Here is a 24707-nt window from a genome sequence, read left to right on the forward strand (position 1 = left end):
TCAACGGACATGAAGCCATGACAAACCATCCAACAAAGATCGCCACCGAGAACGACCCGCGCTGGGCCGCTGTCGTCGCACGCGATGCCCGCGCTGACGGGCAGTTTGTCTATGCGGTGAAAACCACCGGTATCTACTGCCGCCCCAGTAGCCTGGCGCGTCTGCCGAAACCGCAGAACGTCGAATTCTTCGACACCGCCGAGCAGGCCCAGGCGGCCGGTTATCGCCCCAGCAAACGCGCCGCGAAGGATCAAAGTGACGTGGCCGCGCAGCATGCCGCCACCGTGGCCGCGGCTTGCCGACAAATCGAAACCGCCGAGCATGTGCCGGCTCTGAGCGAACTGGCCGTTGCCGCCGGCCTCAGCAGTTTTCACTTTCATCGAGTGTTCAAAACCGTGACCGGGCTGACGCCCAAGGGCTATGCCACGGCCCACCGTTCGCGCAAGGTCCGTGAGCGCTTGACCGATGGCGGCTCGGTGACCGACGCGCTGTATGACGCTGGCTTCAACTCCAACAGCCGTTTCTATGAGTCAGCGGATCAGCTGTTGGGCATGAAACCCGGCGATTACCGCGCGGCCGGTCAGAACAACGACATTCGTTTTGCCGTCGGCCAGTGTTCCCTGGGGGCGATTCTGGTGGCGCAAAGTGAGCGCGGGGTTTGCGCGATACTGCTGGGCGATGATCCGCACCAACTGGTCTGCGACCTGCAGGACAAATTTCGGCGGGCCAATCTGATTGGTGCCGATCACGAGTTCGAGCAATTGATCGCCAAGGTCGTCGGCTTCATCGAAGCCCCGGCCATCGGCCTGGATTTGCCACTGGACGTACGTGGCACGGCGTTTCAGGAACGGGTCTGGCAAGCATTACGGGAAATTCCTGCCGGCAGCACGGCGAGCTACGCCGATATCGCCCAGCGCATCGGCGCGCCAAAAGCCGTTCGCGCGGTGGCTCAAGCCTGCGGCGCGAACAGTCTGGCGGTGGCGATTCCGTGTCATCGGGTGGTCCGCAGCGACGGCAACTTGTCGGGCTATCGCTGGGGGGTAGAACGCAAGCGGCAGTTGTTGGCGCGTGAAACGCAATAATCAGCGATTCACATCCACCACCACTCGCCCGCGCAATTGGCCGGCGAGCAACCGTGGCGCAGCATCGATCGCTTCGCTCAAACCGATTTCATGGCTGATCAACGGCAGCAAGGCAAAGTCCAGATCCTCGGCCAGACGATTCCACGCCTGTACCCGCTTGGCTTTCGGCTGGGTCACGCTGTTGATCCCGGCAAGGGTCACGCCGCGCAAAATGAACGGCGCGACTGACGCCGGAAAATCCATGCCCTGAGCCAGACCACACGCCGCGACCGTGCCGTTGGCTTTGGTGCTCGCGCACGCGTTGGCCAGGGTGTGGCTGCCCACCGAATCAACGACCGCCGCCCAGCGTTCCTTGGCCAAAGGTTTGCCCGGTTCGGACAGGGTGGCGCGGTCGATGATTTCGCTGGCGCCCAGCTGTTTCAGGTAGTCATGTTCAGAAGTACGGCCGGTGGACGCGACCACCCGATAGCCGAGCTTGCTCAGCAAGGCGATGGCGAAACTGCCGACACCGCCGTTGGCGCCCGTGACCAGGATGTCGCCCTGTTCAGGCGTCACGCCGTTATGCTCCAGCGCCAGGATGCACAGCATCGCCGTGTAACCCGCCGTACCAATGGCCATCGCTTGCGCAGCGGTAAATGCCTTGGGCAGTGGAATCAACCAGCCGCCATTCAGACGAGCCTTCTGCGCCAGACCGCCCCAATGCCCTTCGCCCACGCCCCAGCCATTGAGTACGACCTGATCACCGAACTTGTAGTCTGGATGTCCACTGACTTCGACAGTCCCTGCCAAATCGATACCCGGCACCATCGGGAATTTTCGCACCACCGGGCTGCTGCCGGTAATCGCCAGGCCATCCTTGAAATTCAGCGTGCTGTACGCCACACGCACGGTGACATCGCCCTCGGGTAGCTGATCGTCATTGATCTCTTGCAGTGTGGCCCGGTAACCGCTGTCGTCTTTGTCGATCAATATGCCTTTGAACATTACTGCTTCCTCTTGGATTTATCCGTTTGTTGTGCAATTGAAATATCACAAAGCTAAAGGTTGCCGTACTCGACTTTAAGCCAGTCCGGGTGATTGCTCCCGGGTTACGTGACCTGCGGTCGAGGCGGCAGCGGCAGTGACGGATTGCATCGGCGTTGAAGGAGATGCTCACCAGCCATACACTCAACCGGTCGTGTGCCAGTCATTGCTGGTACAGACTCCGCACTCCTCTGCCCCCGATTTCACGCCGGAGAATCTGCAAATGAGCCAATGGCCAGACACCCGCATTCTTGACCTGCTCGGGATTGAGCTGCCCATCATCCAGGCGCCCATGGCGGGCGCCACCGGTACGGCCATGGTGATTGCGGCGAGCAACGCCGGCGGCCTGGGCTCGATGCCCGCCGCCATGTTGAGCACCGAGCAGTTGCGTGAGGAACTGAAGACGATTCGCCAACACAGCCAGCGCCCGATCAACGTCAACTTTTTCTGCCATCAACCCCCGGCTGCCGATGAGCAACGCGCCCGCGACTGGAAGAATTTGCTGGAGCCGTATTACCGGGAATTGGGCGTCGACTTCGACGCACCGACGCCGGTGTCCAATCGAGCGCCGTTTGATAACGCTACCTGCGAAGTGATCGAAGCGTTTCGCCCCGAAGTCGTGAGTTTTCACTTCGGCCTGCCGGAAAAATCCTTGCTGGACCGCGTGAAAGCGACCGGGGCAAAAGTGCTGTCGTCGGCAACCACCGTCGAGGAGGCTGTCTGGCTGGAGCAGCATGGCTGTGACGCGATCATCGCCATGGGTTACGAAGCGGGAGGCCATCGCGGGATGTTTCTCAGCGACGACCTGAGCAGCCAGGTGGGCCTCTTCGCGCTGGTGCCACAGATCGTCGATGCGGTGAAAGTGCCGGTGATTGCGGCGGGCGGCATTGCCGATGCACGCGGCGTCGCGGCGGCGTTTCTGCTGGGGGCTTCGGCGGTGCAAGTGGGCACGGCGTACTTGTTCACACCAGAGGCCAAGGTCAGTGCGTCGCACCACACGGCGTTGCGCACGGCCAAGGAAAGCGAGACCGCCGTCACCAATATTTTCACCGGTCGCCCGGCACGCGGGATTCTCAATCGGGTGATGCGTGAAATCGGCCCCATGAGCGATAAAGCACCGGCATTCCCGCTCGCGGGTGGTGCGTTGATGCCGTTGCGGGCCAAGGGGGAAGCGCAATTCAGCAACCTCTGGGCAGGACAGGCGTTTACGTTGGGGGTTGAATTAACGACGGCAGAACTGACCCGACGCCTGGCCGAAGAGGGATTGGCGAAACTGGTTCGTGCATAGCCCTTGTAGCAGCTGCCGAAGGCTGCGTTCGGCTGCGAAGCAGTCGTAAATCTGTCTACACGGTCATTCTGAAACACCGCGGTGCCTGGTTTTACGACTGCTGCGCAGCCGAACGCAGCCTTCGGCAGCTGTTACAGGATTGCGTGCGATTTCAACGAACATTCCGTTTGCAGGCAATTCGCTATATATTCATCTATATAGCGTTCACCCCCTCGCTGCAGTGCCTGCCACGGAGCCGTTTCATGTCCATTCGTGCCTCACGTTTTGCCCTCACAAGCCTTCTCGCTGCACTGGCCATCGGGTCTGCCCAGGCGGGCGAAGTCCAGGTGGCTGTCGCCGCCAACTTCACCGCGCCGATTCAAGCCATCGCTGCCGATTTCAAGAAAGACACCGGGCACACATTGGTCACGTCCTTCGGTGCAACCGGCCAGTTCTACACCCAGATCAAAAACGGTGCGCCGTTCGAAGTGTTCCTCTCGGCTGACGACACCACCCCGCAGAAGCTCGAAACCGAAGGCGACACCGTCAAGGGTTCGCGCTTCACCTACGCCATCGGCACCCTGGCGTTGTGGTCGGCCAAGGACGGTTATGTCGATGCCAAGGGCGATGTGCTGAAAAAGAACGAATATCAGCACTTGTCCATCGCTAACCCGAAAACCGCACCGTATGGCTTGGCGGCGACCCAGGTGCTGGCCAGGCTGGGCCTGACCGACAAGGTCAAAGGCAAGATCGTTGAAGGCCAGAACATCACTCAGGCCTACCAGTTCGTGTCCACCGGCAACGCCGAGCTCGGCTTCGTTGCCTTGTCGCAGATCTACAAAGACGGCACAGTCACCAGCGGTTCGGCGTGGATCGTTCCAGCCAACATGCACGATCCGATCAAACAAGACGCGGTGATCCTCAACAAAGGCAAGGACAATCCGGCCGCCAAGGCGCTGGTTGACTACCTCAAGGGCCCGAAAGCCGCCGCTGTCATCAAATCCTACGGTTACCAACTCTAAATGACGCTCTCGAGTGCCGACTTTTCCGCCATCTGGCTGACCCTGAAACTGGCGTCCGTGACGACGCTGATTCTGTTGATCATCGGCACTCCGATTGCGTTGTGGCTCTCGCGCACCCAATCCTGGTTGCGCGGCCCGGTCGGGGCGATCGTCGCCCTGCCCCTGGTGCTGCCACCCACGGTGATTGGTTTTTATCTGTTGCTGGCGCTCGGCCCTAACGGGTTTGTCGGCCACTTCACCCAGTCACTGGGGCTCGGCACCCTCACGTTCAGTTTTGCAGGGTTGGTGATCGGCTCGGTGCTTTACTCGATGCCGTTCGTGGTGCAGCCACTGCAGAACGCTTTTTCCGCCATCGGCACCCGTCCGCTGGAAGTGGCCGCGACGTTGCGCGCCAATCCCTGGGACACCTTTTTCAGCGTGATCCTGCCGCTCGCCCGACCCGGCTTTATCACCGCCACCATTCTCGGTTTCGCCCACACCGTCGGTGAGTTTGGCGTGGTGCTGATGATCGGCGGCAACATTCCCGACAAGACCCGCGTGGTCTCGGTGCAGATCTACGATCACGTCGAGGCGATGGAATATGCCCAGGCCCATTGGCTGGCCGGGGCGATGCTGGTGTTCTCGTTTGCCGTGTTGCTGGCGCTCTACTCCAGCCGCAAAACCAAAGCGGGCTGGAGCTGATCGATGATTCATACGCGTTTGAAACTGAAATACTCAGGGTTCGCACTGGATGTGGATGTGCAGTTGCCGGGGCGCGGCGTCAGCGCATTGTACGGTCACTCCGGATCGGGCAAGACCACTGTGCTGCGCTGCATCGCCGGCCTGGAACGGGCCGAACAGGGTTTTATCCAGGTCAACGACGAAGTCTGGCAGGACAGCGACAGGAAGATTTTCGTCGCGCCGCACAAACGTGCGCTGGGTTATGTCTTTCAGGAAGCCAGTCTGTTTCCGCATCTTTCGGTGCTGGCCAACCTGGAATTCGGCCTCAAGCGAATTCCCAAACAACAGCGCCGGGTCGATATGGCTCACGCGACTGAACTGCTCGGTATCGGCCATTTACTGGATCGCCATCCGCAACACCTGTCGGGCGGCGAACGGCAGCGGATCGGCATCGCTCGCGCCCTGCTCACCAGCCCGAAGCTGTTGTTGATGGACGAACCGCTGGCCGCGCTGGATGCACAACGTAAAAGTGAAATCCTGCCTTACCTGCAACGGCTGCACGACGAACTGGATATTCCGGTGCTGTACGTCAGCCATTCCCAGGATGAAGTGGCACGCCTCGCCGACCATATCGTCCTGCTCAGCAACGGCAAGGCGCTGGCCAGCGGCCCGATCGGTGAGACCCTGGCGCGACTCGATCTGCCGTTGGCGCTGGGCGATGACGCGGGCGTGGTGATCGAGGGGCACGTCAGCGCGTATGACAGCCATTATCAGCTGCTGACCTTGCAACTGCCCGGCACGGATTTGAACATTCGCGTGACGCATACGCCGATGGACGCCGGCCAGGCGCTGCGCTGCAAGGTCCAGGCGCGAGATGTCAGCCTGAGCCTGCACAGCGTCGAGCAAAGCAGCATCCTCAATCGCCTGCCGGTCACGGTGGTCAGTGAAATGGGCGCGGACAACGCTGCCCATGTGCTGATCCGCCTGGACGCGGCGGGCACCCCGCTGCTGGCGCGGATTACCCGCTTCTCCAGGGACCAGTTGGGCGTGCACCCCGGCCAGCCACTCTGGGCGCAGATCAAGGCGGTGGCGGTACTGGCGTAAATCCGCTGGCACGACTGCAAGGGCGCGCGGTCAATGGCTGTAACGGCCCCCTGATCCGATGCCAAGGACTACCGCCATGCCTGACACCGCGCTGCCTGCTGTACTGCCGCCCGACCTGCATTACGTCGATGACACCTTACCCGGAATCACCCGCAGGAAACTGCGTGGCAAATTCTGCTATTTCGACGCAAAGGGTCAACGCATCACCGACCCGGACGAAATCAAACGGATCAACGCACTGGCCGTGCCCCCGGCGTACACCGACGTGTGGATTTGCGCCGACCCGCGCGGCCATCTGCAAGCCACTGGCCGCGATGCCCGAGGCCGCAAGCAATACCGCTATCACCCGCGTTGGCGTGAAGTGCGCGACGCCGACAAATACTCGCGCCTGCGCGACTTCGGCCTGGCCTTGCCGAAGCTGCGCAAACAACTCGAAGCCCTGCTGGAAGCCCCAGGCTTCAGTCGCGACAAGGTCATGGCCACGGTCATCACCTTGCTCGATGCAACGCTGATTCGCGTCGGCAATACCCAGTACGCGCGGGACAACCGCTCCTACGGTCTGACCACGTTGCGCAACCGTCACGTCGAGGTCAACGGCAGCGCAATCCTGTTCCAGTTCCGCGGCAAAAGCGGCGTCGAACATCAGATCACCGTGAAAGACCGGCGCCTGGCGCGGATCATCAAGCGCTGCCAGGAAATCCCCGGGCAAAACCTGTTTCAGTACCTCGATGAAAACGGTGAGCGCCACACCATCAGCTCCTCCGACGTAAATGCCTACCTGCAAACCCTCACCGGCGCGGACTTCACCGCCAAGGATTACCGCACCTGGGCCGGCAGTGCCCTGGCACTGGCGGTATTGCGCGAGTTGCAGTGGGAACCGGAATCGGACGCCAAGCGGCATGTGGTGGAAATGGTGAAGAACGTCGCCAGGCAACTGGGCAACACCCCGGCGGTGTGCCGCAAGTGCTATATCCATCCTGCTGTGCTTGACGGTTTCCTCATCGGCGCACTGGCCGAGTTGCCCCGGCCGAGAATGCGCAAGGGGCTTCGGGCCGAGGAAGTCGGGCTGGCGATGTACCTGGAAAAGATGATCGAGGCGACAGAACCGACGAACTGACCTGCCTATTTTTTGCACGATTGCAAATGGCTTCTATAGTTGTTCTGAACGAATTAGCTGCGGTGACGCCATGGAAGACATTTTCGTTGTGAAGCGTTGCAACAAGATCATTATTCATGGCCGCCGCGCCGGGGAAGTCAGTCATCAACCGCCCGACGCCGCCGTCTGGTTCCGAATCACCGACACCCGCACGCACGGCTTCATCGGTGACGGTTTCGATGTTGAAGAAGACGCCCAACGTGAATGCCACCGGCTCAACGCCAGGTCACAAATGACGGTCCGACTCGGCTGACATTCACCTGTCGTTTCCGGGTCTATACTGACGTTAGCTGAAGGATTAGCGACCCCATCGGCAGACAGCTCGCACCAAGCGGGCTTTTTGCTGCCAATTACAGGTTTCTTGAACGGAGGTGTTTGCCATGTCCGAAAAAGAGTCCATCACCACCCTGCTTACTCTGCTTGATTCTCGCCAGGCTCGCCTGGCTGCGGCGTGCAAGGAAATCGCCGACTGGGTCGATCATCAAGGCGGGCACCCGACAGCCCTGCGGATTCGCGATCGTCTGAACGACATCGAGAAGGACGCGCCACTGATTCGCAACACACTGTCTTCGCTCAAACCCGTCGACCCGCCGCTGCCACGGTTCAGATGATTCAATCCGGGATCGCGCATAGAGGACACGGCCTGATTCAGGGCGCATGAACGGCGACGTTATCGTTACCGAGTGCGTCCTTGCCTGATTGCCCGCGTTTACATCCCCAACCCAGCCTGGCGCTGGGATTTTTTTATTGCGAAAATTTCCCTTTCACACTGCCTTCACATCTCAGGCCCTACTGTGAGCCCACTCCTTTTGATGAATCCCTTGGCCCGCCCGCATGCGGGCCTTTTTTTTTTGCCTTTTCCAGGCAGCGAACGTCACCGCCCGCTGAAGGTCAAACGTTCACACATCACGAAGGAGACCTCTTATGGTCACTCACTTCAAAGTCGGCGGGCACCTGGCCTGCGGTCACACCGGCAGCAACCTGGTTTCAACCAAAGAACTGACCCGCGTCAAATGCAGAAGCTGCCGAAACACCGATGCCTTCAAGGACGCGCGCAAAGACCAACGCAACGCTGCTCGGCGCGCCGCACGCAAAGCCAAAACCACCCACACCGCCAGTGACTGGCGCGCAGCCTGGACCGAGCGCCTGACGGCCATGGCCGGTCGGCAACGATTGCCTCGTGGTTTTTCCGGTCAACCCTTCGTTTAGCTGCAAACTTCGGCGGCTGACTCGACTGAAATCGGGGCAGCCGCCCAGTGCAGTCTGTCAAAATCAGAAAATCGGATGGAACGAGCCGGTTCATCATCTTTCGAAACCTATAGGTCCTGACTTCGCACACAGGCCGCTATTGGAGAGGAAATCCTGATGAACAGTCGACTGCTGCTTCTGCTTGCCAGCCTCAGCCCGACCCTGGCGTTCGCTCAAGGATGTGACGTCACCACCCGCTCGCAAAGCCCTTCCGTTCCGGTGGTTGAAACCCACACCTGCTATGAATACGAAGGCATGCCGGTGGATGCCATCGATTGGTCGTGCAGCAACGAGAGCAAGGAAATGCTGACCAGCACCAAGAAAAAAGTCGCACAGTGCGGCGATCATTATCAGGCGACCTGCCTGGCCACATTGACCCAAGAATCCCTGGCAAACCCTCAGTCCATTAGCAAGGACAAGAACAGCAAGTCGCTGAACATCCCCGCCAATGCGCAGATAACCACGTATTACTACGGCGTTGAACACCCGCAGCAAGCCAAGATCGATTGCGAAACAGGCGGCGGGCGCTGGTCGCAGAAATAACTATGAGCCGGGCGTTGTCACCACCGCTGCCGTCATGATTTCGCGCAAGGACATGCGCTTGAAGGCTTCGACCAGACGCCGCCCTTCCTCGGGCACGCATGAGATCGCCAGGCGCATCGTCGCCTCTCCCAGCTGCCAGATCAGAAAGGCTGCGTCAGCGACCTGTTGCGCATCAATGCCTGGATTGACCCGCAGCATCGCGTCGGCCAGTAATGCCCCGGCGACACGACTTTCCTCCAGCTCCAACTCCAGTAACTGTTTGTCTGCCTGCATCCCCGACCAGATATCACGCATCGCCGGTGTCGCGAGAACGATCTCGTAATACTGGTCGAGCAGCTCCGAATACGCGCTCCGCAACCCCTGTTCATCCTCGACCGCCGCCAGCGCTTCCTCGATACAGCGGCGGCTTTCGGCGTTATAGCGTTCGGCCAAGGTGCGAATGACCGAACTCTTGTCGGGAAAATACTGATACAGCGATCCGATCGAGATCTCCGACCGCTCAGCAATTTCACTCATCTTCACTTGATCGCTGCCCTTGGTCGCAATCAGTTGCGTCGCCACCGCCAGGATTCGCTCCTGACGCTCACGACTGCGTTGTTGCGTAGGGTTGCGCCGAGTCGGCTCTGGAACAGATTGCTCGGTGGTTTTCTTGCGCACTGGCGTGGTTCCCGATCAATAACGTGACATAGGCTCACCTTAGCACCGCACGTCGGTTTCATCGATTCCGTTGGTTGACGATAGAACGTGAGCGTTTATCATATTTTAAACATGAGCATCACTCACATTAACCCGATGGAGATGAACGCGATGAAAACCACACAAGAAACCCTCCTGATTCTCGGCGCGACGGGCAAAACCGGGCGACGCATCACTGAACGCCTGCAAGCCGCCGGTTTACCCGTTCGCCTCGGCTCGCGCGCCGCGACGCCAGCATTCGACTGGGAAGACAGAACCACTTGGGCAGCGGCGCTTGATGGCATTCACGCGGTCTACCTCTCTTATCAACCAGACCTCGCCGTCCCCGGCGCGCTCGACACGGTTCAGGCATTCACCGACCTGGCCGTCAAAAGTGGTGTCGGCAAACTGGTGTTGCTGTCCGGTCGCGGTGAAGTCGAAGCAGAACAGGCCGAACGCGTCGTACAGAACAGTGGCGTCGACTGGACAATCCTGCGAGCCAGCTGGTTCTTCCAGAACTTCAGCGAGGCGCACTTTCTGGAGCCGATCGTTCAGGGCGAACTGGCCCTCCCCGTCGGTGACATTGCGGAGCCTTTCGTCGATGCAGAAGACATCGCCGAGATCGCAGTCGAAGCGCTGACCCAACCTGGGCACTCAGGCCAACTCTATGAATTGACGGGGCCACGCTCGCTGACGTTTGCCGACGCCGTGGAAGAAATCGCCCATGTGACCCGACGCGATATCCGTTTCGCAGCCGTGCCAGCGGAAGGTTATCGTCAGGCGTTGGAACAGGCAGCGCTGCCGGCTCAACTGATCGACCTGGTGCTGTACCTCTTCACCACCGTACTCGACGGTCGCAATACACCGGTGGCCGATGGCGTACAGCGTGCGTTGGGTCGGCCGGCGCGGGACTTCACCGATTATGTGCGGCGCACGGCCGCTTCAGGCGTTTGGGCGAACGAAGGTTGAAAGGGTTGCCCAGTGCCTGCCTGCGATTGAAACAGTTAGTGTGCGTTAGTTAAAGGCCCTGAAACTAATGCACACTGAACTTATTGTTGGTCGTCTTTTTCGTTTGATCGACAAGCCAAACTGAAACACCGTCACTGTGTGCGGTATTGCATTCTTTTCCATACTCTTGGTAGGTGACGCAAATGACGTCGCCAGCGACTGTCCAATTGCCTTTTTGGATTGGATCTTTGGCAATTTGTATCGCCGCCGTTCCATCAGGACTCAAGGTCTCCCAGAAAGGCAGTCCCCCAGCGGTTTCGCTTTGCAGCTTACGACCAATCAACGTCTGGTGTATCTCGGCTCCACTCAATTGCTTCGCGCCTGGAGGTGCGGGCATATGGGCTGCATTGGGCGTCTGCTGACCTGAAGAGCATCCAGCCACGAGTAGTGCTATAGCAATGGCAGCCAATAACTTTCTCATAACTTCCACCTTTTTTATTTATCCAATCAGGCAACACAAACCCTAAGATTAGATAACCGCAACGTGCTGGATATATTATTTTATTATTAATTCAATCGCTTCACGCGCGCTTGCGTCAGCCTTGCCAGGTCTCTGGTTGGCGATAAACAGATTCCTCAACTAGGATTTCTATCGCATCGAAATGTGGCGCCTTTGGTGGCGGGCACCTAATCAAGGAGGAGACAGATGACAACAATCCATATCACCGAGCAGACCTATCGCACCTGGTCCAGCCCGATTTTGCTTGAACTCAAGGAGAGAGAACATCAGCTGGACCCTATCGCTCGCCAGGCCCTGCAAAATGTCCTGGCAGAAAGAAGGCTGGTGGACATCGGCAATCCTGGTGGGAGTGATCGGCGTAAAGCCGATTCGTCCACTGGCGACAGCCAATAGCTGCCGCCAGCAAAAATAGCGGACCAGAAACCAATAAGGGTTTGCCTCAGCTTTCGCGCGCAAACCCTTGATTCAAAAATCGGCGACCTGCACCCATCACTTCCTGGCCTAAACTCAACTGAACATCAATTCGTCGGTGAGTAACAGGCGAGGCATTCCCATGCTGGAAACTTTGCAGGCGCCGCGCGTGAAACGCTTCGCCGCGAACGTGGCCGGTCGAGACTTCGCGGTCGGCGACATTCATGGCTACTTCACTCGCGTGCAGGCCGCGCTGGATGCGGCCGGGTTTAATCCCACGCTCGATCGCCTGTTCAGTGTTGGCGATCTGATCGACCGCGGGCCTGAATGCCGCGACGTTCTTGATTGGCTGGAAAAACCCTGGTTCCACCCGGTACGCGGAAACCATGACGACTACGTGGTTCACTTCGATACCTGCGACGTCGACAGCTGGATCTACAACGGCGGCTCCTGGTTCGCCGGCCTGTCGCTGCCCGAACAGCAATACTTCGCGACGCGTTTCGCCGCACTCCCTATCGCCATCGAAATCGAAACCGCACAAGGCCTGATCGGCATCGTGCACGCCGACTGCCCGCTGCCATCGTGGGAGGCATTGCGAAATGAACTGGAAACGCCAGAAAGCGATGAGCGTTTGGCACAAGTGCAGAACCGCTGCATGTGGTCACGACGGCGAATTGATCAGTTTGAAACGCATGGCGTTGACGGCCTGCGTGCGCTAGTCGTCGGGCATACACCGCTTCAAAAGCCAGTCAGACTGGGCAATGTAATTCACATTGATACCGGTGGTTGGAAGGATCGTGGGTATTTCACGCTTCTGAATCTTGAAACGCTGGAAACCATCCCTGCCGCGCCATCTAACCATTGGCAAAGGTAATGAATTGCGGAGCAGATCGATAGCGGACCAAAAACAAACAAGGGCTTGCATCAGCTCTCGCCCGCAAACCCTTGATTTAAGATGGTGCCGAAGCCGGAATCGAACCTTTCTTATTGTTATTGAAAATAAAGGGAAATTTTTAGGTCGAAAATTTTTCTACCTCTATGTGTACCCTCAGTCTGCGGGCAGACTCAGTAATGAGCGTTGCTACCGGATTCCACCGAGTAATCGCCATGGAAAATTCGGGTGTGGTCATCCACGCGGAAGGGTCCTTCGGTAAGTGGACTTTTCCAATGGTACGACTGGAACGCAGTAGACCCAATGAAACAGAAACCGGTCGCAGCTGGAACCTGTTGGGCGACATGCTCATTGATATCTTGATACACCAGGATGATTTGGAGGACTTGAGACACAATAAGAGATGTCATCGCCTCCGCCATCTTTATACGACAAAGCCCTGATTATTCAGGGCTTTTTCGTTTCTGGCTTTTGGAAATACCTACCAGCCCACACTTCAGCCCACACCCTGGATGAAGCATTGATTTTCGACCAGTGGCTAGTTTTTCGAATGCTCTCTTGCCGCTACACTCTCCTGAAGCACCCATTAAGACTCAGCTCCTGCAGGAAGCGCCGAGACAAAAGTAACTATCTTGATCTCGTCCTCAGCAAGCCAAAAAAATTACGTACAAACGAAAACGCCGCTCAAATGAGCGGCGTTTTTGCGTATGGAGCGGGAAACGACAGTGCCGCACCAAGACTCCGAGAAATGCCCGACTCTTTTACCATGGTTAACATCGACGGTTAATTCCAGCCGCCACCCAATACTTTGTACAAGCTCACCCGATTGCTCTGTTCGGCCAGACGCAAGATGATCAGGTCCTGCTGTGCGCTGTACAGCGAACGCTGGGCGTCCAGGGCTTCGAGATAGCTTTGCGAGCCGCCGCGGTAAAGCGCGTCGGCCAGTTCGAAGCTTTTGCGGCTGGCGTCGGTCAGCGCTTGCTGCGCCGCCAGGCGTTGATCCAGGGTGCTACGCACCGCCAACGCGTCAGCCACTTCCTTGAAGGCTGTCTGCAAGGTTTGTTGATAGGTCTGCACCTGTATTTCGTGCTCGACCTTGGCCGCGTCCAGCGTTGCGCGGTTACTGCCGGCATCGAAGATCGGCAGGCTGATACTCGGGGCAAACGTCCAGGCGCCGCTGCCGGATTTGAACAGACCGGACAACGCCGAACTCGCGGAACCGGCATTGGCCGTCAGGGTGATGCTTGGAAAGAACGCCGCGCGGGCCGCACCGATATCGATATTGGCCGACTTGAGCGTGTGTTCGGCGGCCAGGACATCCGGGCGACGCTGCAACAGGCTGGATGGCAGTTCAGCCGGCAACTGAACCAGCGCCGCAGCCGATTGCAGGCTCGTGCCCGGCAGCAGCTCATCGGGAACGTCGCTGCCGACCAGCAGGCGCAAGGCATTGCGGTCCTGGAGAATCTGGCTTTCATAGACCGCCGCGTCGCCCCGCGCCGACTCCACGGTGGTTTGCGCCTGCGCCAGGGCCAAGCCGGAAGAACCGCCCAACGCGTGACTGCGCTGGGTCAATTCGTAGGTCGCCTGCTGACTGCGCAGGGTCTCCTGAGCCAGCTGTAACAGTTCGTTGTCCGCCGCCAGAGTCAGCCAGGCCGTGGCCACTTCGGCCACCAGGCTGATCTGCGTGCTGCGCCGGGTTTCGGTCAGCGCCAGATAGGCTTCCAGCGCTTCGTCCTGAAGGTTCTGTACCCGCCCGAACACATCCAGTTCATAACTGCTCAGCCCCAGTTGCGCGCTGTAGTCATGACTGGTGGCCGCCGTGCCGCTGCTGGACAACGAGCTCGGTGTGCGGCTGTGAGTGCCGCTGACGCCGGCATCGATCGAGGGCAAGGCCGCTGCTCGCTGGATGCGGTATTGAGCCTGAGCTTTTTCGATGTTCAGACTGGCCAGGCGCAGGTCGCGATTGTTGACCAGCGCCAGGGACTGCAAGCGCGCCAGACGGCTGTCGGTGAAAAACTGTTGCCACTCGATGTCGGCTGCCACCTGCCCCTTTGGCGTGCTGGCTGCCGGCAGCCATTGATCGGCGACGGGCGCTTCAGGGCGCTCATACTGAGGCGCCAGATTGACACAGCCGCCGAGGGCCAGAACGGCCAGCAGTGGCCAGTGAAACTTGATCATGCGTCACCTGTCTGGACGGATTGGGTGGAGGTCGAAGCCGTGGAAGCGCGGCCAAAACGGCGGCGGATCTGCACAAAGAACAGCGGTACGAAGAAGATCCCCAGCACCGTGGCGCTGAACATACCGCCCAGCACGCCGGTGCCGATGGCCTGGCGCCCGGCGGAACCGGCGCCGGAGCTCAACGCCAGGGGTAGCACGCCGAACATGAAGGCCAGGGACGTCATGAGAATGGGCCGCAGGCGTTGGCGCACGGCGATCAACGTCGCCTCCCGCAAGCTGTTGCCCTGCTCTTGCAGGTGCTTGGCGAATTCGACGATCAAAATCGCGTTCTTGGCCGCCAGCCCCACGGTGGTCAACAACCCCACCTGGAAGTACACGTCATTGCTCAAGCCCGTGAATCGGGTCGCCAATACCGCGCCGACCACACCCAATGGCACCACCAGCATCACCGAGAATGGCACCGACCAGCTCTCGTAAAGAGCGGCCAGGCAGAGGAACACGAACAGCACCGAGATCCCGTACAGCAGCGGTGCCTGGGTACCGGACAGGCGCAGCTGATACGACTGCCCGGTCCACTCGTAACCGATGCCTTCCGGCAATTGCTTGATGATCGCTTCCACCGCATCCATCGCCACGCCGGAACTCACGCCCGGCGCCGGATCACCAACGACCTCCAAAGAAGCGCTGCCGTTATAGCGCTCCAGCAACGGCGAGCCATAACTCCACGAGCTGCTGGCGAAGGAGGAAAACGGCACCATCTCATCGTTGCTGTTGCGCACAAACCAATGATCCAGATCCGCCGCTTGCATGCGCGCTGACGCCTGGCCCTGAACATAAACCTTCTTGACCCGCCCCTGATTGAGGAAGTCATTGACGTAACTGCCGCCCAGGGCAGTCGACAAGGTGGCGTTGATATCGCTGGTGCTCAGACTCAAGGCGCCGGCCTTGCGATCATCGATACTGACCTTGAGCTGGGGCGTGTCGTCCAGACCATTGCTGCGCACACCCAGCAACCGCGGGTCTTTTTCCGCCAGCTCGATGAACCGCTCCCGCGCCGCCACCAGGGCGTCGTGCCCCAGGCCACCGAGATCCTTGAGTTGCAAGTCGAAACCGGAGCTCTGCCCCAACCCGCGCACGGCCGGCGGCTGCATGACAAACACATTGGCATCACCGATGCTCGCCAGCGCCTGGGTCGCCCGCTGGGCGATGGACGCCGAATCCTGCCCTGCCCCCAACCGCTCGCTCCAGTCCTTGAGCCGGATAAAGGCGCGGGCGGTGTTCTGGCTGTTGCCGCCCATGCCCAGGCCGGTGATGCTGATCAGCGCTTCGACTTCCAGTTGTTCGAGCATGTAGCTTTCGAACTGCTTCATCACCGCTTGGGTGCGACTATCCGTGGCACCCACCGGTAACTGCACCTGTGCCATGAGAATGCCCTGGTCTTCGTCCGGCAGGAACGAGGTCGGCAGGCTGGCGTAACCCGCCGCCATGGCCAGCACCACCAGCCCATACACCAGCAGGCTGCGGCGCCCGCGCTGCAAAATACCGCCGACCAGCCTTTGATAGGCCTCGGCACTGCGTTCGAAGGTGCGGTTGAACCAGCCGAAGAACCCGCCTTGAGGACCATGACCCTGGGCATCGGACGGCTTGAGCAAGGTCGCACACAATGCCGGCGTCAGCGTCATCGCCACCAGCACCGAGAGCACCATGGCCGAGACGATGGTCACCGAGAACTGTCGGTAGATGATCCCCGTGGAGCCACCAAAAAACGCCATGGGAATAAACACTGCGCTCAGCACCAGGGCGATGCCGATCAGTGCGCTAGTGATTTCATCCATCGACTGGCGCGTGGCCGCCAGTGCCGAAAGCCCCTGCTCGCCCATCACCCGCTCGACGTTCTCCACCACCACGATCGCGTCGTCCACCAGCAGGCCGATCGCCAACACCATAGCGAACATGGTCAGGGTGTTAATCGAATAGCCGAACAGCGCCAGCACGCCGAACGTGCCCAACAGCACCACCGGTACGGTGATCGCCGGAATCAGCGTGGCCCGCAGGTTTTGCAGGAACAGGAACATGATCAGCACCACCAGAACAATGGCCTCGCCCAACGACTTGACCACCTCCTCGATGGACAGGCTGACAAAGGGCGTGGTGTCGTAGGCAATGACGTTTTTCAGCTGCATTTCCGTCGGGTAAAACGGCTCCAGCTCCTTAAGCTTGGCCTTCACCGCTTCGCCGACTTTCAGGGCATTGGCGCCCGCGGCGAGCTGTATGCCCATGGCGGCAGCGGGCTTGCCGTTGAGGGCCGAATTCACGTCATAGCTTTCACTGCCCAGCTCAATCGTCGCGACATCGCCGAGCAAGACCACTGCGCCGTCGCTTGAAGACTTGACCACGACATTGCGAAATTCTTCCGCGGTTTGCAGCTTGCTGCGGGCACTGATCGTGGCGTTCAACTGCTGCCCTGCCACCGCCGGCAAGGCGCCGAGCTGGCCGGCGGAAACTTCGGTGTTCTGCGCCTCCAGGGCCGTGCTGATGTCCGAGGGCATCAGCGCGTATTTTTCCAGCAGGGCCGGGTCGAGCCAGATGCGCATGGCATAGCCCGAACCGAGGGTCTGCACATCGCCAACGCCATCGATACGACTGATCTGGTCAAGCAAGGTGCTGGAAATGTAGTCGCCAATTTGGGTACCGGTGACACTCGGGTTGTCGGAGGCCAGGGCGGCAATCATCAGGAAGTCCGAGCCGCCCTTGGTCACGGTCAGGCCTTCACTTTGCACCGACTGCGGCAGTCTCGACTCGACTTGTTGCAGCTTGTTCTGCACCTGCATCTGCGCCACGTCGGGGTCGGTACCGGCGTCGAACGTCAGGTTGATGCTGGCGCTACCCGCCGAGCTGCTGGAGGCAGACATATAGGTCAGGTTGTCCAGACCGGTCATCTGCTGCTCGATCACCTGGGTCACCGAATCCTCCACGGTCTTGGCCGAAGCACCGGTGTAAGTGGCGGAAATCCGCACCGTCGGCGGCGCGATATCCGGGTACTGTTCCAGGGGCAGTTGGCTGATGGACAACGCGCCGGCGAGCATGATGACGATGGCGATGACCCAGGCAAAAATCGGTCGATCAATAAAGAAGCGCGCCATGCTCAACCCTCCTGCGCAATGGCAGTGGGGGCGGTGTGCAGCGTCCGTCCCCGAGCGCTGGTGTTTTGCGCCAACACCGCGGCGCCGACCCGGACTTTCTGTCCGCCTTCCACGATCACCTGATCACCCGCCTTCAGGCCTGCGGTGACCCACCACTGGTTGCCCACGGCGCGGTCGATGGTCAGCACGCGCTGCTCGACCTTGCCGTTGACCACCAGCAACACCGAGGTCACGCCACTGGCGCTGCGGCTCACAGCCTGTTGTGGAATCAGAATCGCCTGATCATTCCAGGCCTGCTCCAGCACCGCCCGCACATACATACCCGGCAGCAACAGATGCTCCGGATTGTCGACCTCGGCGCGCAGGGTCACCGTGCCGGTGCCTTCGTTGACACTGACCCCGCTGAATTTCAAGCGGCCTTCGTGGTTATAGGTACTGCCGTCGTCGAGTTTGAGGCTGATCCGCGCTTCGCCCTCGCCGTTGCCTTGCAATGCGCCGCTGGCCAGATCGCGCTTGAGGCGCAGCAGTTCGGTGGTCGATTGCGTGACATCAACGTAGATCGGGTCCAGCTGCTGCACCGTGGTCAGTGCGCTGTCCTGATTGGCCACGACGAGCGCGCCGGGGGTAACGGTCGACGTTTCGATGCGCCCGCCGACGGGCGAGCTGATGCGGGTATACGCCAGGTTGATGCGCGCTGTATCCACACCGGCCTGCGCTACTTGCAGTTCGGCCTCGGCGGTCAACAGACTGGTCTGAGCATCCTCGTTATCCTGCTGGCTGATGGCGTCGATTTTCGCCAGTTGGGCATTGCGTTTGGCGGTGGACTGGGCTGACTTCAAGGTGGCGCGGGCCTTGGCCACAGTCGCCTGCGCTTCAGCCAATGCTGCCTTATAAGGGGCCGCATCCAGCTGATACAGCGCCTGTCCGGCCTTGACCTCGGCGCCTTCGACAAACAAGCGTTGCTGGACGATACCGCCGACCTGCGGGCGGATCTCGGCGACCATGAACGCCTGGGTGCGCCCGGCCAGTTCAGTGGTCAGCGCCTGACTCTGAGGTTGCACGGTGATCACCGAAACTTTTGGTGCGACAGCGACAGGCGCGGACTCGCCGGCCGAACAACCGCTCAACACGAACAGAACGATCAGGGAAAGAATAACGGCGGCGGTTACCAGGGATTTGGCGAAAAGTTTGGTCGACATATCTGCCTCTGCAAGACGGGGTGGCTTGAGCCATGCGCCATACTGCGAGGCAAATGTGCAGGAAAATTGAAGATTGCCCGCCGAGCTTGAATCTTCGTCGCGTCAGGGCCTAAATGACCGGGCCATTCACCGACCCGCCCGAGCCCATGAAACTGAGCATCTCCACCAAGCTGTTTGTTGCTGTACTGGCCAGCGTGCTGTTTGTCATCCTGAGCATGGGCCTGGCCACCAGCTGGAGTTTTGGCCGGGGGTTTCTCGGCTACCTCAATGAACAGGCCCTGGAGCGCATGGCCCCGGTGCTGCCGCGCCTGGCCAGCGCCTACGAGCGTGAGGGCAGCTGGGAATTCCTGCGCAACCAGCCGGATCGCTGGTTCGAGATCATGCGGCCGGAGCCGAGGGATGGAGATGTGTTCCACGAGCTGAGGATTCCATCACCCTCTGATCTGACGGGCGCGTTGTTCCGCATAGCCTTGCTGGATCAGCAAAAAAAACGCGTCACCGGTTACCCCGCGATCGGTGATGACGCGTTGCTGCGTCCGATCGAAGTGGCTGGCAAAACCGTCGGTTGGCTGGCAGTCACCCCCTTCCAGAGCGTGACAGAAGCAGGGGGCGAACGGTTTCAGCAGTATCAATGGCGTGCCAGCCTGGCGATGGGTGTGCTCTCGTTGCTGTTGGCGATGCTGATCGCCTGGTGGATTGCCCGCACCCTGCTCGAACCGGTCAAACGGGTGGCCGCGGCCACTCACCGTCTGGCCGCCGGGGAATACAGCAATCGAGTGACCGTGTCGTCCGACGACGAAGTGGGCCAACTGGCTCGCGACTTCAACCAGCTTGCGTACACGCTGGAACGCAACGAACAGATGCGTCGGGAATTCATGGCCGATGTCTCCCACGAACTGCGCACCCCGCTGTCGGTATTGCGCGGTGAACTGGAGGCCATCGAGGACGGCGTGCGCACCCTCGATCAGACCTCGATGAAGTCGCTGCAAGGCGAAGTCGGCATGCTCAGCAAACTGGTGGACGACCTGTACGAGCTGTCCCTGGCGGACGTCGGCGCACTGAACTATCGCAAGAGCGAATGCGTGCTCAACGAGCTGCTGGAAAGCAGCGCGGCCATGTTTCAAGAGCGCTGCAACGCTGCACAGCTACGTCTGGAGCTGGACCTGCCGGCGCAACCGCTGCGGTTGGAGGCCGACCCCAAGCGCCTGCAACAACTGTTCGGGAACCTGCTGGAAAACGCTGTGCGTTATACCGATCCGGGCGGTGTACTGCGCATCAGCGCTGCCATCGATGGCGACGACGTGCGCATCGAATTCCTCGATTCCGGCCCCGGGGTTGAAGCGCAGCAATTGCCCCGGCTATTTGAGCGTTTCTACCGCGGCGAAGCCTCACGCAATCGCGCCAGTGGCGGGGCCGGCCTCGGATTGGCAATCTGTCATAGCATCGCCCTGGCCCACGGCGGCAGCCTGACGGCCGACCACTCTCCCTTGGGTGGCCTCTGGCTGACCCTGCGCCTGCCACGGAATGCCTGAACATGGTCAACGACACTCCGATTCTCATCGTCGAAGATGAACCCAAACTGGCCGCGTTGATGCGCGACTACCTGACCGTTGCCGGTTACCCGACCCAGTGTCTGGACAACGGGTTGGACGTGGTGCCGGCGGTACGTGCCTGCGAGCCGCGACTGATCCTTCTCGACCTGATGCTGCCCGGACGGGATGGCCTGCAAGTGTGCAAAGAACTGCGCAGCTTCAGTGCGGTGCCCATCATCATGATCACCGCCCGAGTCGAGGAAGTAGATCGCCTGCTCGGACTGGACCTGGGCGCCGACGACTACATCTGCAAACCTTTCAGCCCCCGTGAAGTGGTCGCCCGAGTCAAGGCCATCCTGCGACGCAGCCCGCACCTTTTGACGTCTGCGCGATCGCGTCTGCAGATTGATGAAGAACAATACCAGGCCTCCCTCGACGGTATCGCACTGGACCTGACGCCCCTGGAACTGCGACTGCTCAACACCCTCGCCCGCTCTCCGGGACGCGTATTTTCTCGGGATCAGTTGCTCGACAAGATCTACTCCGATCACCGAGTGGTGACCGACCGCACGGTCGACAGCCATATTCGTAATCTGCGGCGCAAGCTCGAACAGGCCTGCCCGGGGGAGAATCCCATCGAGTCGTTGTATGGCGTGGGTTATCGGTTTCAACTCGCCGACGACTGAGGTGTCGTCCGGGCTGAGGATGATCACCGCCCCGTTCCGCCGGATAAACGGGCAGAACGGGGCAGTTCGTCAAAGCGGTGTGATCAGAATGTCACGCTGGCGCTCAGGCGGGCCGTGCGCGGCTCGCCGACATTGACCGCCAGTTGGCTGCCGGTGGAGGACGGGTAGTACTGTTTGTCGAACAGGTTATCGACGTTGAACTGCAGCGTGGTCTTGTACCCGAACATCGGCGACTCCCAACGTACGAAGGCATCGGCCACGGTGTAGCTGCTCAGCCAGAAATCGTTGGCGTTGTTGGCGGCGCGCTCGCCGACGTAACCAAACCCAAGGAGCGTGGTAACGCCCAGTCGACTGAAATCCTCGGGGCAGGGTTTGCAGAACGGCCATCAGAATCGGAATCAATGCCGAGGTCAGCGCCGTGGCGCTGGCAAAGCCCAAGTGGATCAGAATAAGGAAGGCACTGAGGACGGCAAACACCCCCAGCGTGCCGAGCTTGTCCAGCCCCATTTGCCCGACAACCTGGACACCCAACCATTGCCCGGCCTGGGTGGTCAACAGCGCGGTGCCCAGGCTGATGCCGACCCCGAAGACAATCACGGCTCCCCACAGAATGCGTGCTTGAACGTCTTTCCAGGTCATTACACCGAAACGGGGCAATAACAAAAGAACCAGCCCGGCATACGTCGTCGAGGTCGTATCGAAAGCATGCAACTTGCCTTCAGTCACCCAACTCAAAAGAAGCAGGCCAGTGTGTTCAGAGCGTTCGAACCAGCGATCGAAATGGACTTCAGCGTGCTGCTGGTTCAAGGACCGGCATCGAAACTGCAAATCAGCTTTCTCGAACACATGCAGCAATTCATCGCTCGGGAAGTTCCAGCGGAGTATCGGTTTTAGATGCTCATCAGTCGCACTGCTTTTATACGCGTACCCATGCACTTCCTGACAAGAAGTCAGCAGGTGTAAACCTTTTTCAAAATCAACTAACAAAAAAAACGCCACTCATAGAGTGGCGTTTTTGTGAAATCCAGATTATTCAAACGCAGACAGAGCGACCCCAGGACTTATCGTTGACCGCCCCCACCTTGACCACCACCGCCGCCAGGCCCGCCATGCTGACCACCACCACCACCACCACCACCACCACCACCACCACCTGGAGGCATGAATAACCAACAGCCCGACAATGACGAAAATAGAGCGACCACTACCGCTACTTTTGCTACACGATTCAGCTTCATTACAGCACTCTCTTTTTCAGCAACAAAAACAATACTTGCCGCTTATGACAGTGTAATCATTGATTTCATCAATTTTTTGTGTAACTGAATGGTAGTCATTGTGTTGAAAACGACACATTAAATCCCTTAACCAATGTAGTGCTCAACTACTCCTGTGCACGGCGTTAAGTTATTTCTCCGCCATTGCCGGTGCACCGCTCACTCGATTTCTACCCTGAGACTTTGCCAGGTAGAGCGCAATGTCAGCCCGATTGATCAAAGCCTTCTCATCATGGTCGCTATCGAGGGGGATAGCCGAGCGCTCACATCCCAACGTGGCCGCTATCGCACTGGCTAACAAAACTGCACGCATGGCTTGGGCGATGCTGCGCAACGGCACTGATTACCAACCGGATCGAGCATTGGCCTGACCTATTCATCCCGGGAGAAGCACCCTACACCACGATTGCGAAGTAACCCGAGCAATGGCAAACCGGTCGAACCGGCGTCGGCAAAACCCTCAAGTGTCCAGGTGCGCAAAGCACGTAGAACCGATTGGGAGCCGACGCGCGAATAGCCCATCATGGCCCTGCATCGAATCGATGCCAAAGTCAGAGGCCGAATATACGTGTGCAGTCGGCACGGGCGCCAAAGCAAAGGAGGCTTGCAACGAGGAGGAGTCCATATACGGACCTTGATAATGTTGAGCATACGGGACGGCCCCCTGGCGGTGCATCACGCCCGGCTTGATTGGCATTTGCCAGCCAGGTTCCCGTAACGGCTTTACGACATATGCAAAAACCCGTCGCAAGGACAGGCCTTCTTCACATGGCTAGATTAAGTACGCACAGGTTCGTCGGGAACTCGTGTTGCCGGCGAAGCGATAGCCGCTACTCCTGGGCCCTCTTCTAGACCTTTTTGAAGCACCTTTTCGTCCAACTGCCCACACCACTTGGCGACCACGATTGTCGCTACGCCGTTGCCGATCAGATTGGTCAACGCCCGCGCTTCGGACATAAAGCGGTCGATACCTAAAATCAAGGCCAGCGCCGCAACTGGCACATGCCCTACTGACGACAGCGTAGCCGCCAATACGATGAAGCCACTGCCCGTTACACCCGCCGCTCCTTTTGATGTGATGAGCAAGACCAGCAACAAAGTGATCTGGTGTGTAATGTCCATGGGCGTATCGGTGGCTTGGGCAAGGAAAATCGCCGCCATGGTCAGGTAAATGGAAGTGCCATCGAGGTTGAAGGAATAACCGGTCGGGATGACTAGGCCCACGACGGACTTATGCGCACCGAGCTTCTGCATCTTGACGATCATAAGTGGCAGCGCGGTCTCAGACGACGAAGTACCCAGGACGATCAGCAGTTCTTCGCGGATGTACTTGATGAACTTAAAGATGCTGAACCCGTGGACACGTGCGATCGTGCCCAATATCCCCAGTACGAAGACCAGGCAGGTGAAGTAAAAGCACAGCATCAAATAGCCCAACTGCACTAAAGAACCTACACCGTACTTACCGATAGTAAATGCCATTGCACCCAACGCACCGATTGGCGCGACTTTCATCACCACGCCCATGATGCTGAACAACACCTGAGAGATGCTCTCGATGAACTCGAACACCCGACGGCCATAGTCGCCGATGCGATGCAGCGCGTAACCAAACAGTACGGAGAAGAACAACACCTGCAGGATCTCACCCTCCGCAAACGCGCCAACAATCGTGTTGGGAATGATGTTCAGCAGGAACTGGATCGTGCTCTGCTTTTCTCCTGCGGCCGCGTACGCAGTTATCCCCGACGCATCAAGCGTGGACGGATCAATATGCATACCAGCGCCTGGCTGCACGACGTTGACCACGGCTAGCCCGATCAACAGGGCAATTGTCGAAACAATCTCGAAGTAAAGAAGCGCAAAGCCACCGGTCTTTCCCACAGCTTTCATGCTTTGCATACCGGCGATACCCGTGACCACCGTACAGAAGATGATAGGAGCGATGACCATTTTGATCAGCTTGATAAAGCCATCACCCAGCGGTTTTAACGTGGTACCAGTTTCCGGATAGAAGTGGCCTATCAGGATGCCGATTGCGATCGCGAACAAGACTTGGAGATATAGAATCTTGTAGAACGGTTTGCGGATATGGGTTTCAGCTGACATGGCGGAACCTCGTTTGGGACGCGTGATTAGTC

General features: G+C 59.2%; 22 protein-coding genes and 2 pseudogenes. 16 read left to right on the forward strand and 8 right to left on the reverse strand.

All coding sequences use genetic code 11. The features are described from left to right. The first annotated feature begins 17 nt into the window (after positions 1–17). The gene (gene ada / locus ACA057_RS17505; protein ID WP_497340817.1) at positions 18–1082 is read left to right on the forward strand and encodes a bifunctional DNA-binding transcriptional regulator/O6-methylguanine-DNA methyltransferase Ada; all 1065 of its coding nucleotides are present in this window, start codon (positions 18–20) and stop codon (positions 1080–1082) included. Here the strand turns inward: ada and acuI are convergent, their stop codons facing one another. Continuing rightward, positions 1083–2066 (reverse strand): acrylyl-CoA reductase (NADPH), encoded by a 984-nt coding sequence (gene acuI / locus ACA057_RS17510; protein ID WP_497340819.1) that lies wholly within the window; start codon positions 2064–2066, stop codon positions 1083–1085. It abuts the gene before it with no gap. Positions 2067–2328: 262 nt separating this feature from the next. Here acuI and ACA057_RS17515 point away from each other — a divergent pair, with 262 nt between their 5' ends. The 9 genes from ACA057_RS17515 to ACA057_RS17555 all read left to right on the forward strand — a co-directional run bounded on the left by ACA057_RS17515 (position 2329) and on the right by ACA057_RS17555 (position 9105). After that, positions 2329–3393 carry an NAD(P)H-dependent flavin oxidoreductase gene (locus ACA057_RS17515; RefSeq protein ID WP_497340821.1) on the forward strand — a complete coding sequence of 355 codons (1065 nt, stop codon included), beginning with the start codon at positions 2329–2331 and terminating at the stop codon, positions 3391–3393. A gap of 242 nt (positions 3394–3635) precedes the next feature. After that, positions 3636–4394: a molybdate ABC transporter substrate-binding protein gene (gene modA / locus ACA057_RS17520; protein ID WP_497340823.1), complete on the forward strand. Its 759-nt coding sequence runs from the start codon at positions 3636–3638 to the stop codon at positions 4392–4394. Continuing rightward, on the forward strand, positions 4395–5075 hold the full coding sequence (gene modB, locus ACA057_RS17525) for a molybdate ABC transporter permease subunit (protein ID WP_497340825.1): 681 nt from the start codon (positions 4395–4397) through the stop codon (positions 5073–5075). Between the two features lie 3 nt (positions 5076–5078). After that, the gene (gene modC / locus ACA057_RS17530) at positions 5079–6158 is read left to right on the forward strand and encodes a molybdenum ABC transporter ATP-binding protein (protein ID WP_497340827.1); all 1080 of its coding nucleotides are present in this window, start codon (positions 5079–5081) and stop codon (positions 6156–6158) included. Between the two features lie 76 nt (positions 6159–6234). After that, a complete protein-coding gene (locus tag ACA057_RS17535; protein WP_497340829.1) occupies positions 6235–7275 on the forward strand; it encodes a DNA topoisomerase IB in 1041 nt (346 codons plus the stop codon). Positions 7276–7345: 70 nt separating this feature from the next. Next, a complete protein-coding gene (locus ACA057_RS17540; RefSeq protein ID WP_497340831.1) occupies positions 7346–7567 on the forward strand; it encodes a hypothetical protein in 222 nt (73 codons plus the stop codon). 127 nt (positions 7568–7694) lie between these two features. Further along, positions 7695–7925: a hypothetical protein gene (locus ACA057_RS17545; RefSeq protein WP_010460746.1), complete on the forward strand. Its 231-nt coding sequence runs from the start codon at positions 7695–7697 to the stop codon at positions 7923–7925. Between the two features lie 313 nt (positions 7926–8238). Continuing rightward, positions 8239–8523, forward strand: a complete 285-nt coding sequence (locus tag ACA057_RS17550; RefSeq protein WP_497340833.1) for a hypothetical protein — start codon at positions 8239–8241, stop codon at positions 8521–8523. A gap of 156 nt (positions 8524–8679) precedes the next feature. Continuing rightward, complete coding sequence (locus ACA057_RS17555; protein ID WP_497340835.1) at positions 8680–9105, forward strand: hypothetical protein; 426 nt, start codon at positions 8680–8682, stop codon at positions 9103–9105. Here the strand turns inward: ACA057_RS17555 and ACA057_RS17560 are convergent, their stop codons facing one another. After that, positions 9106–9762 (reverse strand): TetR/AcrR family transcriptional regulator, encoded by a 657-nt coding sequence (locus ACA057_RS17560; protein WP_497340837.1) that lies wholly within the window; start codon positions 9760–9762, stop codon positions 9106–9108. It lies immediately after the preceding gene. A 150-nt stretch (positions 9763–9912) separates the two neighbouring features. On the opposite strand from ACA057_RS17560, the gene ACA057_RS17565 reads away from it, so the two are divergent. After that, the gene (locus tag ACA057_RS17565) at positions 9913–10749 is read left to right on the forward strand and encodes a Rossmann-fold NAD(P)-binding domain-containing protein (RefSeq protein WP_497340839.1); all 837 of its coding nucleotides are present in this window, start codon (positions 9913–9915) and stop codon (positions 10747–10749) included. A 64-nt stretch (positions 10750–10813) separates the two neighbouring features. Here the strand turns inward: ACA057_RS17565 and ACA057_RS17570 are convergent, their stop codons facing one another. Further along, positions 10814–11209 (reverse strand): hypothetical protein, encoded by a 396-nt coding sequence (locus tag ACA057_RS17570; protein ID WP_497340841.1) that lies wholly within the window; start codon positions 11207–11209, stop codon positions 10814–10816. Between the two features lie 225 nt (positions 11210–11434). Between ACA057_RS17570 and ACA057_RS17575 the strand changes: the two genes are divergently transcribed. Both ACA057_RS17575 and ACA057_RS17580 read left to right on the forward strand, forming a co-directional pair. Next, on the forward strand, positions 11435–11641 hold the full coding sequence (locus ACA057_RS17575) for a hypothetical protein (protein ID WP_497340843.1): 207 nt from the start codon (positions 11435–11437) through the stop codon (positions 11639–11641). 160 nt (positions 11642–11801) lie between these two features. Further along, a complete protein-coding gene (locus ACA057_RS17580; protein WP_497340845.1) occupies positions 11802–12533 on the forward strand; it encodes a metallophosphoesterase in 732 nt (243 codons plus the stop codon). An 801-nt stretch (positions 12534–13334) separates the two neighbouring features. Here ACA057_RS17580 and ACA057_RS17585 read toward each other — a convergent pair. The 3 genes from ACA057_RS17585 to ACA057_RS17595 are packed head-to-tail and all read right to left on the reverse strand — an operon-like array spanning position 13335 to position 19071. Continuing rightward, the gene (locus tag ACA057_RS17585) at positions 13335–14729 is read right to left on the reverse strand and encodes an efflux transporter outer membrane subunit (protein ID WP_497340847.1); all 1395 of its coding nucleotides are present in this window, start codon (positions 14727–14729) and stop codon (positions 13335–13337) included. Beyond that, entirely contained in the window at positions 14726–17872 is a 3147-nt protein-coding gene (locus ACA057_RS17590) for an efflux RND transporter permease subunit (RefSeq protein ID WP_497340849.1), read from the reverse strand. Before ACA057_RS17590 ends, ACA057_RS17585 begins: the two co-directional genes overlap by 4 nt. Positions 17873–17874: 2 nt before the next feature. Continuing rightward, positions 17875–19071: an efflux RND transporter periplasmic adaptor subunit gene (locus tag ACA057_RS17595; RefSeq protein ID WP_497340851.1), complete on the reverse strand. Its 1197-nt coding sequence runs from the start codon at positions 19069–19071 to the stop codon at positions 17875–17877. A 113-nt stretch (positions 19072–19184) separates the two neighbouring features. Here ACA057_RS17595 and baeS point away from each other — a divergent pair, with 113 nt between their 5' ends. Together baeS and ACA057_RS17605 are read left to right on the forward strand one after the other, a co-directional pair. Further along, the gene (gene baeS / locus ACA057_RS17600; protein WP_497340853.1) at positions 19185–20603 is read left to right on the forward strand and encodes a sensor histidine kinase efflux regulator BaeS; all 1419 of its coding nucleotides are present in this window, start codon (positions 19185–19187) and stop codon (positions 20601–20603) included. Positions 20604–20605: 2 nt separating this feature from the next. Continuing rightward, positions 20606–21289, forward strand: a complete 684-nt coding sequence (locus tag ACA057_RS17605; protein WP_497340855.1) for a response regulator — start codon at positions 20606–20608, stop codon at positions 21287–21289. 83 nt (positions 21290–21372) lie between these two features. Here ACA057_RS17605 and ACA057_RS17610 read toward each other — a convergent pair. Further along, positions 21373–22030 (reverse strand): annotated as a pseudogene (locus tag ACA057_RS17610) (anion permease); the annotation flags it as partial. A gap of 787 nt (positions 22031–22817) precedes the next feature. On the opposite strand from ACA057_RS17610, the pseudogene ACA057_RS17615 reads away from it, so the two are divergent. Beyond that, positions 22818–22937, forward strand: a pseudogene (locus ACA057_RS17615) (IS110 family transposase); the annotation flags it as partial. A 406-nt stretch (positions 22938–23343) separates the two neighbouring features. Here ACA057_RS17615 and ACA057_RS17620 read toward each other — a convergent pair. Then, positions 23344–24675 (reverse strand): dicarboxylate/amino acid:cation symporter, encoded by a 1332-nt coding sequence (locus tag ACA057_RS17620; RefSeq protein WP_497340857.1) that lies wholly within the window; start codon positions 24673–24675, stop codon positions 23344–23346. Positions 24676–24707: the final 32 nt, after the last annotated feature.

This window comes from Pseudomonas sp. LBUM1661, assembly GCF_059695925.1.

Excerpts from the sequence above, each read along its gene's own strand:
- ACA057_RS17550 (WP_497340833.1), top strand. The coding sequence starts at position 8,239 with ATGGTCACTCACTTCAAAGTCGGCGGGCACCTGGCCTGCGGTCACACC.
- ACA057_RS17555 (WP_497340835.1), top strand. The coding sequence starts at position 8,680 with ATGAACAGTCGACTGCTGCTTCTGCTTGCCAGCCTCAGCCCGACCCTG.
- ACA057_RS17545 (WP_010460746.1), top strand. The coding sequence starts at position 7,695 with ATGTCCGAAAAAGAGTCCATCACCACCCTGCTTACTCTGCTTGATTCT.
- ACA057_RS17565 (WP_497340839.1), top strand. The coding sequence starts at position 9,913 with ATGAAAACCACACAAGAAACCCTCCTGATTCTCGGCGCGACGGGCAAA.
- ACA057_RS17605 (WP_497340855.1), top strand. The coding sequence starts at position 20,606 with ATGGTCAACGACACTCCGATTCTCATCGTCGAAGATGAACCCAAACTG.
- ACA057_RS17515 (WP_497340821.1), top strand. The coding sequence starts at position 2,329 with ATGAGCCAATGGCCAGACACCCGCATTCTTGACCTGCTCGGGATTGAG.
- ACA057_RS17575 (WP_497340843.1), top strand. The coding sequence starts at position 11,435 with ATGACAACAATCCATATCACCGAGCAGACCTATCGCACCTGGTCCAGC.
- modB (WP_497340825.1), top strand. The coding sequence starts at position 4,395 with ATGACGCTCTCGAGTGCCGACTTTTCCGCCATCTGGCTGACCCTGAAA.
- modC (WP_497340827.1), top strand. The coding sequence starts at position 5,079 with ATGATTCATACGCGTTTGAAACTGAAATACTCAGGGTTCGCACTGGAT.
- modA (WP_497340823.1), top strand. The coding sequence starts at position 3,636 with ATGTCCATTCGTGCCTCACGTTTTGCCCTCACAAGCCTTCTCGCTGCA.
- acuI (WP_497340819.1), bottom strand. The coding sequence starts at position 2,066 with ATGTTCAAAGGCATATTGATCGACAAAGACGACAGCGGTTACCGGGCC.
- ada (WP_497340817.1), top strand. The coding sequence starts at position 18 with ATGACAAACCATCCAACAAAGATCGCCACCGAGAACGACCCGCGCTGG.
- ACA057_RS17580 (WP_497340845.1), top strand. The coding sequence starts at position 11,802 with ATGCTGGAAACTTTGCAGGCGCCGCGCGTGAAACGCTTCGCCGCGAAC.
- ACA057_RS17535 (WP_497340829.1), top strand. The coding sequence starts at position 6,235 with ATGCCTGACACCGCGCTGCCTGCTGTACTGCCGCCCGACCTGCATTAC.
- ACA057_RS17585 (WP_497340847.1), bottom strand. The coding sequence starts at position 14,729 with ATGATCAAGTTTCACTGGCCACTGCTGGCCGTTCTGGCCCTCGGCGGC.
- ACA057_RS17540 (WP_497340831.1), top strand. The coding sequence starts at position 7,346 with ATGGAAGACATTTTCGTTGTGAAGCGTTGCAACAAGATCATTATTCAT.
- ACA057_RS17570 (WP_497340841.1), bottom strand. The coding sequence starts at position 11,209 with ATGAGAAAGTTATTGGCTGCCATTGCTATAGCACTACTCGTGGCTGGA.
- ACA057_RS17595 (WP_497340851.1), bottom strand. The coding sequence starts at position 19,071 with ATGTCGACCAAACTTTTCGCCAAATCCCTGGTAACCGCCGCCGTTATT.
- ACA057_RS17620 (WP_497340857.1), bottom strand. The coding sequence starts at position 24,675 with ATGTCAGCTGAAACCCATATCCGCAAACCGTTCTACAAGATTCTATAT.
- ACA057_RS17590 (WP_497340849.1), bottom strand. The coding sequence starts at position 17,872 with ATGGCGCGCTTCTTTATTGATCGACCGATTTTTGCCTGGGTCATCGCC.
- baeS (WP_497340853.1), top strand. The coding sequence starts at position 19,185 with ATGACCGGGCCATTCACCGACCCGCCCGAGCCCATGAAACTGAGCATC.